Source organism: Wolbachia endosymbiont (group A) of Gymnosoma rotundatum (genome assembly GCF_947250765.1).
In the GTDB taxonomy this organism is placed as follows: domain Bacteria; phylum Pseudomonadota; class Alphaproteobacteria; order Rickettsiales; family Anaplasmataceae; genus Wolbachia; species Wolbachia pipientis.
Map to the genome: position 1 here is coordinate 396,326 of NZ_OX366347.1, position 14,000 is coordinate 410,325.

The window sequence follows — 14,000 nt, forward strand, 5'->3', positions numbered from 1 at the left end:
GTACATGCAATATGAATAAAGAAAGGCGTAACAATTCAGAAGATGAATCAGAAATAGAGAATAAGGTAGTAACAGTTGGCTCTAATCAAGGTCATAGGGCATTGATGGTCATTATTTTAGTACTTCTGGTTGGTGGAGTGTATTATCTCTATTTTAGTCCTTCTCATAAAGAGGGTTCAGAAGTTATTAAAAAAGAGGAAACAAAGCAAAACGTTCAAGAGTTGAAAGGAAAGTTGGAACAAGTTCCAGATAATGTAATGGTTCCTGAAAGAATAATAACCGATTCCTTACCACCCTTACCTCCTCTTCCTACACCACAAATCGTACCAGAAATAAAACAAATTAAAAAAGAAGAAGAGAAACCAAAAGAAACTTCTGCGTCAAATATACCTATTTTGCCAAAGCAAAATTTTCCTTCTAGTAATGTTATGGGCAATTTACCTACCTCATTTCCTACAATAGGGGGTGGCGGTTATCCTAGAGACAGACGTAGTGCACAAATGTTAACAATTTCAGGTGGTAGTGGAGAGAACAAGGCTGCTGATGCTATTTTATCCGACACTTCAGCACAATCGAGCAAAGCTACCAGGGTAGGAAAGCTTGGTTTAATGATTACTCAAGGTAAAATTATTGATGCTGTTCTTGAAACTGCAATAAACTCTGATCTGCAAGGAATGCTGCGTGCTATGGTGAGTAGAGATGTTTATGCAGAAACTGGTGATACAGTTTTAATACCTAAAGGCTCAAGATTGATAGGCAGTTATTCATTTGACTCGAATGTTGCTAAATCTCGTGTAAATATAAACTGGAATAGAGTGATTCTGCCACATGGAATAGATATTGCAATCTCATCACTTAGTACTGACGAGCTTGGTAGAGCAGGAATAGCAGGAATAGTTGATAACAAAATAGTAAGTGCGTTATTCTCTTCAGTGACACTTGCTGGTGTTTCGATTGGTTCTGCTGTTATAGGGCAAAAGGCTTCTAATCTTGTTGATACGCTAACTATCAGAGATGCAGTAAAGTCTATCACTGCAACCGAAATAGATTTTTCTTCTCTCCAACTCATTATTGACCCAGAAAAGAAGATATCTAGTGACAAATGGAAATTAGGCCTTGGGGCTATCGGAAGAATTCGGAGTGCCAAAAGCAGACAAGATTTACTAAAAATAATGAAAGAGGAAATAGCAAAAGCACTAGGAATTGAAGAAGACGAGGTAAATATAAGCCTGGAAATTGTAAATCAACTGTTAGAACAAATTCAAAGAAAAAGCAAGTCTGTTTATGATGAAGCAATCGGGAAATCAATCGAGGATTTTTCTAAAGACATGCGAGATATAGTGGGCAGATATACAGATAAAAAACCAACTATTTATGTCGATCAAGGCACTGCATTGAAAGTATTTGTTAACCAAGATATAGTATTTCCTCCACAGGCAATATTAAATCAATGAAATGAACTATGCTGCACTTGATACATATTTGGAGCCATTACAAGGCATATTTCAAGAAGAAGGTGTAAATGAAATATCAATAAATAAGCCAAAGGAAGTATGGATTGAAAATCGTGGTGAAATAAGGTGTGAAAAATTAGAAATATTCGATCTTAACCATTTGAAATCTCTTGGCAGACTGATTGCTCAAGCTACAGAACAAAAACTTAGCGAAGAAGCACCTTTACTTTCGGCAACATTACCAAATGGTTATCGTATACAGATAGTATTTCCGCCAGCATGTGAGCCTGATAAAGTAGTCATGTCGATTCGTAAGCCTTCTAGCATGCAATTAGCGCTAGATGATTATGAAAAAATGGGGGCTTTTTCTGAAACTGTTATAGAAGTGACCGATAATCCAGTTGACCGTCATTTGGATTTACTGTTAAGGCAAAAAAAAATAAAAGAGTTTTTAGAATACGCTGTAATAAGTAAGAAAAATATTATAATTAGTGGTGGAACTTCCACTGGTAAGACTACTTTTACTAATGCTACTTTGCGTGCTATTCCAGCTGAGGAAAGAATTATTACTGTTGAGGATGCAAGGGAAATCGTTTTGAATGATCATCCCAATAAAGTCCATCTAATTGCCTCTAAAGGAGGGCAGGGCAGAGCAAAAGTAACCACTCAAGATTTGATAGAAGCGTGCTTACGGTTAAGGCCAGACAGAATAATAGTTGGTGAGCTCCGTGGAGCAGAAGCTTTTAGTTTTCTTAGGGCGATAAATACTGGTCACCCTGGATCAATATCAACCCTTCATGCGGATAGTCCAACGATGGCCCTTGAGCAAATAAAACTGATGGTTATGCAAGCAAACCTTGGCATTCCTCCAGACCAAATTATACCATACATTAGAAATGTGATTGATATTGTCATTCAACTGAAAAGAACCAGTGGGGGAAAAAGAAGCATTTCTGAGATATTATTTACTAGATCTGCGAGCAAAAATGCTTAAATTTATACATAAGTTAAGGAAGAGTAGTTTATGAGTAATGGAAATCACCTACGTAATATTCTCATAGGAGGTGTAGTAGCTTTTAGCGTACTTGAGTTTTGCTTCTATCTATCTGGTATATTGTTCTTTCTATTAGTTGACGGTCCGGATGCTGTGGATTTTAAGGCAATTAATCCTAGTTTGACGCCTTTCCCTCAAGCTCTTTGGCCAACGATTTTTGATCATATACAATATTGTTGGCATCATCCAGAGTTATATAGCCTTGAGCTCAAAATCACATTAATTATATCTTCTGCACTGCCTATCATTGTTTTAATGGTTATTTTGTGGAATTTAAGAGAAAGGATAATTGAGTGGCGACCATTTAAAAAGAAAGAATCACTTCATGGAGACTCGCAGTGGGCATCAGAGAAAGACATACGAAAAGCAGGATTAAGAAGCAAAAAGGGATTACTGCTTGGTAAAGATAAAAGAGGCTACTTTATTGCTGATGGGTTTCAGCATGCATTATTGTTTGCACCTACAGGTTCTGGTAAAGGTGTTGGTTTTGTAATTCCTAATTTATTATTTTGGACTGACTCGGTAATTGTACACGACATAAAATTAGAAAACTATGAAATAACAAGTGGTTGGCGAGAACGACAAGGACAAAAAGTATACGTATGGAATCCAGCGCAGCCAGATGGAATAAGTCACTGTTACAATCCATTACAATGGATTAGTGAAAAACCTGGGCAGATGGTTGACGATGTGCAGAAAATAGCTAACCTAATCATGCCTGAACAAGACTTTTGGCAAAATGAAGCAAGAAGCTTATTTGTTGGAGTGGTATTATACTTACTTGCTGCACCAGAGAAAGTTAAATCTTTTGGTGAAGTTGTGCGTACGATGCGTAGTGATGATGTAGTCTATAATCTTGCTGTTGCTCTTGATACAATGGGTAAAATACTACACCCTGTAGCATATATGAACATTGCAGCTTTTTTACAAAAAGCTGATAAAGAAAGGTCGGGTGTTGTATCAACCATGAACTCATCGCTTGAATTGTGGGCAAACCCATTGATTGATACTGCAACTGCGTCAAGTGATTTTAATATTTTGGATTTTAAAAAGAAGAAAACTACAGTTTATGTTGGTTTAACTCCTGACAACTTGACTAGGCTCAGGCCTTTAATGCAGGTTTTTTACCAACAGGCAACTGAGTTTTTATGTAGAAAATTGCCATCAGATGACGAGCCTTATGGCGTATTGTTTTTAATGGATGAGTTTCCTACACTTGGAAAAATGGAGCAATTTCAAACAGGTATTGCATATTTTCGTGGTTATCGAGTTAGATTATTCTTAATTGTTCAAGATACTGAGCAGCTCAAAGGAATATACGAAGAAGCAGGAATGAACTCCTTTTTGTCAAACTCGACTTACAGAATAACTTTTGCAGCCAATAATATTGAAACAGCTAATTTAATATCGCAACTTATAGGAAATAAAACTGTACAACAAGAATCGTTGAATAAGCCTAAATTTTTAGATTTAAATCCTGCTTCAAGGTCATTACATATCTCTGAAATACAGAGAGCATTGCTATTGCCTCAAGAAGTTATTATGTTGCCACGTGACGATCAGATAATTTTAATAGAGTCGACTTACCCAATTAAATCAAAGAAAATTTTGTACTACAGTGATAGCACCTTCACAAGAAGGCTGCTCAAGCAAACTCGTGTGCCTACACAAGAACCATATGACCCAAATAAAGTTCTTTCTGCCGCTGCAAGCAAAGATAAGGTTAATAACGAGGGGAATAATGCTCTTGAGGGGCCTAATTCAGTTGATTATCCTGCTGAGACTAAAACAGAAGATGCAGTATATGATGAATCAGATGAATTTGCAGACGAAGATATTGATGATGAAGATATTGACGATAAGTTTGAAGATGATGACGAGGAAGATGAGGATAGGAGCGATGATGGGTTTGATGACGAAGAAGAGGAGGATGAATTTGAAGATGAGGATATTGACGATAAATTAAAAAATGATGATAAAGCCGAAGATAAAGGTTGACTTCGCCTATTTTTTAGCTTAGGAAAGTGCAAGTTATGCAAATAATTAGGTTTTTCATATTAAGCCATTTTTAATTAATTAGTATTAGATTAGCTATTTTAACTAGGGGAGTAGTAATGATTAGTAAAAAAACATTAGCGGTTACAGCACTTGCTTTATTGTTGTCACAACAATCTTTTGCGAGTGAAACAGAAGGGTTTTACTTTGGTAGTGGGTATTACGGTCAATATTTAAATAACACAAGCGTACTAAAAACAAGCACTACAGGTATCAAAAATTTGTCTATAAATGACAGGGGTGCTCAGAACACAGAAGGTCAGTCACTAAGTGAGTATAAAGGAGATTATAATCCACCTTTTGCTGCAAATGTAGTATTGGGTTATACAGGGGAATTGAATGGCAACAGCTATAGGGCTGAATTGGAAGGGATGTATTCTTCTGTAAAAGTGGATAATATTGGTTTAATAAGCAATCAAATGACTGTATCGTACACAAAGGAAAAAGTTAAGAAGCAAGCAGACAACACTGATACAGAATATTTGTATCGTGCTATAGTCAATCACGACCAAATTGAGAACATATCTGTAATGGCAAATGTTTATCATCATTGGAAGGGTGACCGTTTCTCTTTTTCTCCTTACATTGGTATTGGAATTGGTGCAACAAGAATGACAATGTTTGAAAAATCGTCAATAAGACCCGCAGGTCAATTAAAAGCTGGCCTTGATTATCGCATAAATGAAGATGTAAATATGCATATCGGATATAGGGGTTTTGCTGTTGGTGGTGTTATTGATAGCAATTTTACGCTTGAAGCAGAAGCGTTCAGGGAAGTGGTAGACGATAAAGTCAGCAAAACAAGGCGGTATAATGAACTCGTTGACAATAATAAACCGATAGAGGCTGCGAAAACAGATAAAATAAATATAGGTAATCGACTATTTCACACACACGGCATAGAAGCTGGCCTTACTTTCCACTTTGCTAGTAAAGCTTAAACATGTTGCCCTTTAAAAAATGCATAAAACCGTTCCTGTCATCCTATGGCTTGACCATAGTAAATATAGATCCAAGTAGTCACGCTACTTGGATGACTAACTAGAGGGTACTGGGATGACATAGGATAATATGGGATGAAGGAGATAATACAAGAAAACATTAGCTATGTTTTTTGCATAACAATGCATCTCTTCATTCCCGCTAAGTCATATACATATTCCTGAAAAGCTAATTCGTATGAGGGGGTTATTTTGTCAATATTGCTTTGATCTTCACCTATCTCCAATATCGCAAACCCATTTTTTTTAAGGCACCTCCTTAATATTGGAAAAATGCTCAAGTAACAACTCAAACCATCAATACCACCATCAAGGGCAATTCTTGGTTCCTTTTGCACTTCAGCTTGCAAGTCTTTCAATTTGCTTCTTTTAATATATGGAGGATTGCTAATTATCAGATCAAATAAATCGCTGCATTCTGTCCACGAACTTGGAAATATTTTGGCTCTGCTGAGAAGATCATGTTTTTTTGTGTTCTGATAGGCAACTTTATATGCTTCCAAGCTTTTTTCAAAACCGACGCCAACAGCATATTTATACTCACTAAGTACGGATATCAATAAACAACCTGTGCCTGTGCCAAAATCTGCAATTTTTAGTTTCTGTTTTTTGTTTGGGTAATATTTTAACACTGCTAGGATTATTGTTTCACTATCTGGCCTTGGATCTAAAACATGCTGGTTAACTATAAAATTTTTACTCCAGAATTCACGATTACCTATTATTTGCGATATTGGATATCTTTCCGCTCTTTTTTTTGTTAATTTCCAAAATAAAAGTTCTTTCTCCATCGGCACTTGATCAGCATGGTTCATAATTATGAATGATCTTTCCACTCCAAGTACGTGCTGCATGATGATTTCACAATCTAAATGTGGTGATTCAACTTTATGTGATGATAATAACTCCGATCCTTCTTGAATTAAAGTGCTGATTGTTTTCATTATTCTAAAAATATGTTCCTTTCAGCCAAGAATAGCAAGATGAGCTTCCAGTTTAGGGTAGCTGCACTAAATCCCAGTGTCAAGCACGCAGCTGTACGAACATTGCAATTTGCAGATCCAAGTAGCTTGACTACTTGGATCCAGCTAAGTTGGTGAGCATAAAAGTATAGCTAATGCGAGCTTTACGTCATACCGTCACGGTATCTCTAGATTCCGCTAACACGTAGCGGGACGACGAGGTCAGGGTGTCATCCTAGTACCTTCTCCTGTCATCCCAGTGCCCTGACTACTTGGATCCAGGAAAAAGAATGGTGTCATCCAAGTAGCCTCCCTCCCCTGTCATCCCAGTGCCCAGACACTGGGATCCAGAAAAGTTTGCTTGTAAGCAAGCAAACTAGCACAGAAAGTGGTTACAACATTTTCGATGAGATTATATGGAAAACTGGATTCCAGTGTCAAGCACTGGAATGACACCTTCCTGTCCAGTTCATGTTGCCATAAATATTAAGAAATTTACCAAGCAAAAAAAAGGCAAAAGAAGCCCTAGTCATTGTCTATTTTCAGTATTGGCGTTTTTTAAGTCTTAAACACTGCAATTTAGCTGCTTTTAAATGCAACTCACCTTAGTTTAAATGTTTAAGAAATTTACTAAGCAAAAAAAAGGCAAAAGATATCCCGTATTAGCTAGTTGTCACTCTCTAATCCTGCAAATTGGCGTACTATACTGTCTTAAACGCTTTATAAGCGCGTTTCAGCTTATATAGGTAAAAACCCAGAAATGTTGTGAAGAAGTAAAGTGTGCATAGTGCAAAAAATTAAAAATAAGACGCCAATTACGTAATACTGTTGTCATTTAATCTGCACAGATTGAAGATAAATGAATACCTTCAGTACCATGATAATGGGGCTGGCGAAGGGTGTCAAGTAAGTTTTTTCGTTTCTACTGAATGACAGTTGTGGCTTGGGAGGTAGTGCAAGAAGTCTACTGATGGCTTTCAAGGCAGTTGAGCTTAATTATTAGAGTAGTAATGTTTATTTTTATATTGACTATTGAGGTTTATTATTTTATAACTAAAAACTTAGTTATTTTAATGAGCTTGAGTTTATAACATATGCCTACGATAAATCAATTAATACGTAAGGGTAGATTAGGATTGACCCATAAGAAAAAGGTACCAGCTTTGGGAGAAAGCAACCCTCAAAGGAGAGGTGTTTGCACTAAGGTGTATACTACAACTCCTAGAAAGCCTAACTCAGCACTCCGTAAAGTAGCCAGAGTAAAAATTAGTGGGTATGGTGAAGTGACGGCTTATATACCTGGTGAAGGTCATAATTTACAAGAACACTCTGTTGTTTTGATACGTGGTGGGCGGGTTAAAGATTTGCCAGGTGTGCGTTATCACATAATAAGAGGTGCCCTTGATCTGCGTGGTGTGCAAAATCGAAAGAAAGCTCGTTCAAAATATGGTGTAAAGAAATCTGGTTAAAGTTTATGGCTCGTCGGAATAAAGCAAAAAAAAGAGAAATAAGTCCTGATTCGCGTTACGGCAGTGTTTTGCTGATGCGTTTCATTAATACAATCATGAAATGTGGTAAAAAATCTACTGCAGAAAAGATTATCTATGACGCTTTGTCTTTAGCTGAAAAGAAAATAGGCGAAGGTGGGTTATCAATTTTTGAGACAGCAGTAGGAAATGTTACTCCTTCTATAGAAGTGCGTTCTCGACGCATTGGTGGTGCAACTTATCAAGTACCTGTTGAAGTTCGACAAGATAGAGCGGTTTCTTTAGCATTAAGGTGGATTGCTAAAGCAACTTCTGCTGCTCGAAAAAAGAGTGGAAAAACCACTGTTGATTGTTTGCAATCTGAAATACTGGATGCTTATAATAAACGCGGTGGTGCGTTTAAGATGTGCGAAGAAAAATATAAAATGGCTGAAGCTAATAAGGCATTTTCTCATCTTCGTTTTTAATGTTAGCTAATTAATTGTGATATGGAAATTGGAATATCTAAATACAGAAATATAGGGATAATGGCTCACATAGATGCTGGTAAGACTACCACAACAGAGCGTATTTTATTTTATACTGGTAAGCAAAATAGAATTGGTGAAGTGCACGATGGTGCAGCTTCTATGGATTGGATGGAGCAGGAAAAAGAGCGTGGTATTACAATCACATCTGCTGCAACAACATGTTTTTGGAATGATCATAGGGTCAATATAATAGACACTCCTGGTCACGTTGATTTCACTATTGAAGTTGAGAGATCTTTAAGGGTTTTGGATGGTGCAGTTGCTGTATTTGATGGAGTTGCTGGAGTTGAACCTCAATCTGAGACAGTGTGGCGTCAAGCTGATAAATATAGCGTTCCTCGTATCTGCTTTGTTAATAAGATGGATAGAATAGGGGCAAATTTTTATCGATGTGTTGATATGATAAAGACGAAGCTTGGTGCAGCACCTTTAGTTATTCATTTACCAATAGGGAGTGAGAAAGATTTCAAAGGTATAATTGACCTTATTTCTATGAAAGCCATTATATGGCAAGAAGAAACGTTGGGCGCTAAATTTTCTTATGAAGATATTCCTTCTGATTTGCTTGATAAGGCTCAAGAATATCGAAATCTTTTATTAGATGCTGCAGCTGAGATGGATGATGAAGCGATGAATACTTACTTTGAGTCTAATGATCTGCCAGTGGATTTACTGAAAAAATGCGTGAGAAATGGGACCATTAAAGGAAAATTTGTTCCTGTGTTGTGTGGATCAGCTTTTAAAAATAAAGGCGTACAACCACTTTTAGATGGTGTGGTTGACTTTTTACCTTCTCCTATTGATGTTGATGTAATTGTTGGAATTGATCCTAAAGATTCAGAAAAGAAAATTGAGGTCAAACCTTCAGAAAAAGAGAAATTTGTTGCTCTTGCATTTAAAGTGATGACGGATAAATTTGTAGGCAGCTTGACGTTTATCCGTATTTATTCTGGTAAATTAAAGTCTAAATCTACCGCTTCAAATGCGTTAAAAAACGAAACTGAAGGGATTGGCAGAATGTTACTTATGCATGCAAATAACCGAGAAGATATAACTGAGGCTAGGGCTGGAGATATAGTTGCTTTAGTTGGGCTAAAGAAAACAACCACCGGAGATACTTTATGTTCTGTTGATTTTCCTATATTATTGGAGCGTATGGAATTTCCTGAGCCTGTTATTGAAATTGCTGTGGAACCTAAAACCACTTCAGATCAGGAAAAATTAGGTATTGCTCTAAATAGGTTGGTTGCAGAAGATCCTTCTTTGAGAATGTCAGTAAATGCGGAAAGTGGCCAGACTATATTGAAAGGCATGGGTGAGCTCCATCTTGAGATTATTGTTGATAGAATGAAGCGCGAATTTAACGTTGAGGCTAACGTCGGTGCTCCTCAGGTTGCATATCGTGAAACTATCACTAAATCTGTTGAAATTGATTACACTCATAAAAAACAATCTGGTGGAGCTGGTCAGTTTGCTAAGGTTAAAATAAAATTTGAACCTCTTGAGCCTGGTTCTGGGTTTCAATTTGAAAGTAAAATTGTAGGTGGTGCTATTCCAAAAGAGTATATTCCTGGGGTAGAAAATGGCTTGGAGTTGATAAAAGAAGGTGGTATAATTTCGGGATTTCCGTTGATTGATTTTAAGGCTACCCTTCTTGATGGTGCTTTTCATGAGGTTGATTCTAGTCCTTTAGCTTTTGAACTTGCTGCTAAAGGTGCTTTTAAAGAGATGGCAAATAAAGCTGGTCCAAAAATGCTGGAGCCTATAATGAAAGTTGAAATCATTACTCCTGAAGAATATATGGGTGATGTTATGGGTGATATAAATAGTAGAAGAGGAAATGTTGCTGATATGCTCGATTTAGGTAATAATAGTAAAATAATTACTGCTTCGGTACCTCTTGCAAATATGTTTGGTTATATCAACGTTTTGCGTTCTATGTCTCAGGGAAGGGCGCAGTATAGTATGCATTTTTCTTGTTATGAGCAAGTGCCACAATATGTGGTTGATGAGTTAAAGTTAGAGTATAATTAAGGGTAATAATTATGACAGCAGTAGTGGAAGCATTTGGAAAGCCGCATGTAAATGTGGGAACAATAGGACATGTGGATCATGGGAAGACGACGTTAACAGCGGCGATAACGAAGCATTATGGAAATTTTGTAGCGTACGATCAGATAGATAAAGCGCCAGAAGAAAGGAAGAGGGGGATAACGATAGCAACAGCGCATGTTGAGTATCAGACGGAAAAAAGGCATTATGCACACGTTGATTGTCCTGGACACGCTGACTATGTAAAGAACATGATAGTAGGTGCAGCACAGATGGATGCGGCGATATTGGTAGTGTCGGGGGTTGATGGGCCAATGCCACAAACGAGAGAGCATATATTGCTGGCGAAGCAGGTAGGTGTTGGATATATCGTGGTGTATATAAATAAAGCTGATGTTGCTGATGCTGATATGATAGATTTAGTAGAAATGGAAGTGAGGGAATTACTGAGTAAATACGGATTTCCAGGGGATGAAGTGCCTGTTGTGGTTGGTTCAGCACTCAAGGCGCTGGAGGATGACAGCAGCGAATATGGAAAGAAATCAATAGACAAATTGATGGAAAAATTAGATGAATATGTGGCGGTTCCACCAAGGCCTGTGGATTTACCATTTTTATTGCCAATCGAAGATGTATTTTCGATATCGGGGCGAGGAACAGTGGTAACAGGAAGAATAGAGAAGGGAGAGATAAAGACGGGAGAAGAGATAGAGATAATAGGTCTGCAAGCGACGCAAAAGACGATATGCACAGGTGTTGAGATGTTTAAGAAGTTGCTGGATAAGGGAAGTGCAGGACTCAATGTAGGAATATTGTTAAGAGGAACAAAAAGAGAAGAAGTGGAGAGAGGGCAAGTATTAGCGAAACCGGGGACGATAACACCGCATAGAAAGTTTAAGGCGGAGGTTTATATATTAAAGAAAGAGGAAGGAGGAAGGCATACACCATTTTTTGCGAATTACCAGCCACAGTTTTATTTAAGGACAACGGATGTAACTGGGAGCATAAAATTGCTAGATGGGAAGGAGATGGTAATGCCAGGAGATAATGTGAGTGTAGAAGTAGAATTGCAAGTACCGATAGCAATGGATAAGGGATTGCGTTTTGCGATAAGAGAAGGCGGTAGAACTGTTGGTTCTGGTGTTGTTTCTGAAATTTTGGAGTGAGAGTTTGAGTTATAGGAGTGTAGCTCAATTGGTAGAGCGCTGGTCTCCAAAACCAGAGGTTGTAGGTTCAATTCCTATCGCTCCTGCATTAATGTTGTGGTGGAAATGTTAAAAAGTTTGTGTGGTTTTTTCTGTGATATAAAGCAAGAAATACGAAGAATTGCTTGGGTAAAGAAACAGGAGGTGTTGTCATCTCTATTTGTTGTAATGATTGTTATATTATGCTTTTCGATTTTCTTCTGTTTTGTGGATTTTATGTCTCTTTACGTAATTAAGGCTTTATTTGGAATTATTTATGGAATGTGAATATAAATGGTATATCATTAAAGTTGATTATGGATATGAGCAAAACATACGCGAATTGGTAAGTAATGCTGTTTATTTTAAGGAAGTGTTTATTCCTTATCAAACGGTATGTAATTCAAAGTCTGATATAAAAGAGTTATGTGAAGTGTATGTATATATGCATCTGTGTGATGAAAGCAAAAATATTTTGAATCAAACGCCTGGATTCTGCAGTGGCGAATCTGGTAATTTTGAGATGATTTTAGATGATGAGATAAGTTTAAAGTGTAAAGAATTTAATAGGTATAAATGGTATATCTTGAGAGTTGCTTCTAATTGTGAAGAGAAAGTGCGCCAACATATATTGGAAAATTCTATGAGATTGGGTGTTAATGATTACTTTAAGGAAGTTTTTATTCCATATGAAGAGCTAAGTGAAGTAGAGTTGAAATCTAAGAAAATTGCTACACGAAGGAAATGCTTTCCTGGTTATGTCTTTTTATACGTGAATTTATGCGATGAAGTATTGAATTTTATCAATAATATACCAAAATCTCTTAAGGTTTATGGATTTTTGAAAAACGGTAATATTCCAAAGGTGATTTTGGATGATGAGATTCACTCAATGTGTAATGCACTTTATAATGCTCAAGAGACAAAGAAGTTAGGTTATGGTTATGAAAAAGGTGAAAAAGTGAAAATTAATGATGGTCTTTTTCAAAATTTTACTGGTAAGGTAAATATGGTAAACGATGAGAAAAAAATTATTAATGTGGAAGTATCGATTTTAGGTAAGCCGACAATAATAGAGCTTGATCTGGCTCAAGTAGAGAAAATAGAGGATTAATTATGAGTGTTATAGTTGCTAAGATTAACTTACTTATGGAAGCTGGGAAAGCAGTTCCAGGACCGAAAATTGCTTCAGTACTTGGTCCACGTGGTATACCTGTTCCTAAGTTTTGTGAAGCTTTTAATAAAGTTACTAGTGCTGCTAACGCTAATTATAAAGTAGGCGATTTAGTAACAGTGCGAATTTCCATAAAGGATGATCGCTCTCATGATTTTACTGTCAGCGGTCCGCCTGTGGCTTATTTACTTAAGCAGGAGGCTAAATTAAGTAAAAGTTCTGGTAATCCTGGTAAAGAATTAGTGGCTAAATTACCTATGTCTGCTATAATTAAAGTAGCAAAGTGCAAGATGGTTGATATGAAAGTGGATAATGAAGATTCAGCAGTGAAAATGGTTGTAGGCACTGCAAAATCTATGGGTATAGAAGTTGTGGAAGGTTAGGTAAATGAATACATATAATGATAATCCTAAGCAGTGTTTGAGGAAGATTGTTGAGTCTGCTTCAGCAAAATTTAATGAATCAGTTGATATTGCGGTCAATTTAGGCGTAGATTCACGTAAATCTGAAGAGCAGGTGCGTGGTACAGTAGTTTTGCCTAAAGGTATCGGGAAGAATATTAAAGTAGCTGTTTTCGCTCAAGATAAACATTTATTAGAAGCTGAAAAAGCTGGTGCTGATATTGCAGGAGGAGAGGATTTAGTTGAAGAAATAAAAAAAGGTAGAAAGTTAGATGTTGATTGGTGCATTACTACTCCTGATTTTATGGCAAAAATCACTCCTATTGCAAAAGTATTGGGTGCTAAAGGGCTGATGCCTAACCCTAAATTTGGTACTGTGACTTCTAACATTGCAGAAGCTATTAAAACCATTAAGTCTGGTCAGGTAAAATTTAGAACAGATAAAAATGGTGTTATTCATGGTAAATTAGGAAATATTAAATTTGATATTGATGACTTGCTAGAAAATTTAAAAGCCTTTCTTAAAGTAATTAAAGATAATAAACCTATTTCTGCGAAAGGAATTTACTTTAAGGGTGTTTTTTTAAATTCAACTATGGGTAAAGCTTATAAGATAGGCAAAGTGGAAGATATAATTTAAGGGAGT

14 protein-coding genes and 1 tRNA gene are annotated in these 14,000 nt (G+C 36.7%); 14 read left to right on the forward strand and 1 reads right to left on the reverse strand.

Annotation, left to right across the window (positions count from 1 at the left end):
- The first annotated feature begins 11 nt into the window (after positions 1-11).
- The 4 genes from OOK97_RS02000 to OOK97_RS02015 all read left to right on the forward strand — a co-directional run bounded on the left by OOK97_RS02000 (position 12) and on the right by OOK97_RS02015 (position 5,504).
- Positions 12-1,454, forward strand: a complete 1,443-nt coding sequence (locus tag OOK97_RS02000; protein ID WP_264705509.1) for a TrbI/VirB10 family protein — start codon at positions 12-14, stop codon at positions 1,452-1,454.
- Position 1,455: 1 nt separating this feature from the next.
- The gene (gene virB11 / locus OOK97_RS02005; protein WP_264705510.1) at positions 1,456-2,448 is read left to right on the forward strand and encodes a P-type DNA transfer ATPase VirB11; all 993 of its coding nucleotides are present in this window, start codon (positions 1,456-1,458) and stop codon (positions 2,446-2,448) included.
- A gap of 30 nt (positions 2,449-2,478) precedes the next feature.
- Entirely contained in the window at positions 2,479-4,506 is a 2,028-nt protein-coding gene (locus OOK97_RS02010; protein ID WP_264705511.1) for a type IV secretory system conjugative DNA transfer family protein, read from the forward strand.
- Between the two features lie 116 nt (positions 4,507-4,622).
- The gene (locus OOK97_RS02015) at positions 4,623-5,504 is read left to right on the forward strand and encodes a P44/Msp2 family outer membrane protein (RefSeq protein ID WP_264705512.1); all 882 of its coding nucleotides are present in this window, start codon (positions 4,623-4,625) and stop codon (positions 5,502-5,504) included.
- A 164-nt stretch (positions 5,505-5,668) separates the two neighbouring features.
- On the opposite strand, the gene prmC is transcribed toward OOK97_RS02015, so the two are convergent.
- Positions 5,669-6,508 (reverse strand): peptide chain release factor N(5)-glutamine methyltransferase, encoded by an 840-nt coding sequence (prmC, locus tag OOK97_RS02020; protein WP_264705513.1) that lies wholly within the window; start codon positions 6,506-6,508, stop codon positions 5,669-5,671.
- Positions 6,509-6,942: 434 nt separating this feature from the next.
- Here prmC and OOK97_RS02025 point away from each other — a divergent pair, with 434 nt between their 5' ends.
- The 10 genes from OOK97_RS02025 (at position 6,943) to rplA (ending at position 13,994) form a co-directional block, all read left to right on the forward strand.
- Positions 6,943-7,095, forward strand: a complete 153-nt coding sequence (locus OOK97_RS02025) for a hypothetical protein (RefSeq protein WP_007549315.1) — start codon at positions 6,943-6,945, stop codon at positions 7,093-7,095.
- 525 nt (positions 7,096-7,620) lie between these two features.
- Positions 7,621-7,995, forward strand: coding sequence for a 30S ribosomal protein S12 (gene rpsL, locus OOK97_RS02030; protein WP_006279787.1), 375 nt, complete (start codon positions 7,621-7,623; stop codon positions 7,993-7,995).
- A gap of 5 nt (positions 7,996-8,000) precedes the next feature.
- On the forward strand, positions 8,001-8,480 hold the full coding sequence (gene rpsG / locus OOK97_RS02035) for a 30S ribosomal protein S7 (protein ID WP_007549313.1): 480 nt from the start codon (positions 8,001-8,003) through the stop codon (positions 8,478-8,480).
- Between the two features lie 21 nt (positions 8,481-8,501).
- Complete coding sequence (gene fusA / locus OOK97_RS02040; protein ID WP_236514502.1) at positions 8,502-10,577, forward strand: elongation factor G; 2,076 nt, start codon at positions 8,502-8,504, stop codon at positions 10,575-10,577.
- A gap of 11 nt (positions 10,578-10,588) precedes the next feature.
- Positions 10,589-11,761, forward strand: a complete 1,173-nt coding sequence (tuf, locus tag OOK97_RS02045) for an elongation factor Tu (RefSeq protein WP_253303378.1) — start codon at positions 10,589-10,591, stop codon at positions 11,759-11,761.
- Positions 11,762-11,774: 13 nt separating this feature from the next.
- Positions 11,775-11,847: transfer RNA gene (locus OOK97_RS02050), tRNA-Trp, on the forward strand.
- A gap of 19 nt (positions 11,848-11,866) precedes the next feature.
- Entirely contained in the window at positions 11,867-12,067 is a 201-nt protein-coding gene (secE, locus tag OOK97_RS02055; RefSeq protein WP_022626186.1) for a preprotein translocase subunit SecE, read from the forward strand.
- A complete protein-coding gene (nusG, locus tag OOK97_RS02060) occupies positions 12,057-12,893 on the forward strand; it encodes a transcription termination/antitermination protein NusG (protein ID WP_264705516.1) in 837 nt (278 codons plus the stop codon). Before secE ends, nusG begins: the two co-directional genes overlap by 11 nt.
- A 2-nt stretch (positions 12,894-12,895) precedes the next feature.
- The gene (locus OOK97_RS02065) at positions 12,896-13,336 is read left to right on the forward strand and encodes a 50S ribosomal protein L11 (protein WP_006279541.1); all 441 of its coding nucleotides are present in this window, start codon (positions 12,896-12,898) and stop codon (positions 13,334-13,336) included.
- Positions 13,337-13,340: 4 nt separating this feature from the next.
- Positions 13,341-13,994: a 50S ribosomal protein L1 gene (gene rplA / locus OOK97_RS02070; protein ID WP_077188473.1), complete on the forward strand. Its 654-nt coding sequence runs from the start codon at positions 13,341-13,343 to the stop codon at positions 13,992-13,994.
- Positions 13,995-14,000: the final 6 nt, after the last annotated feature.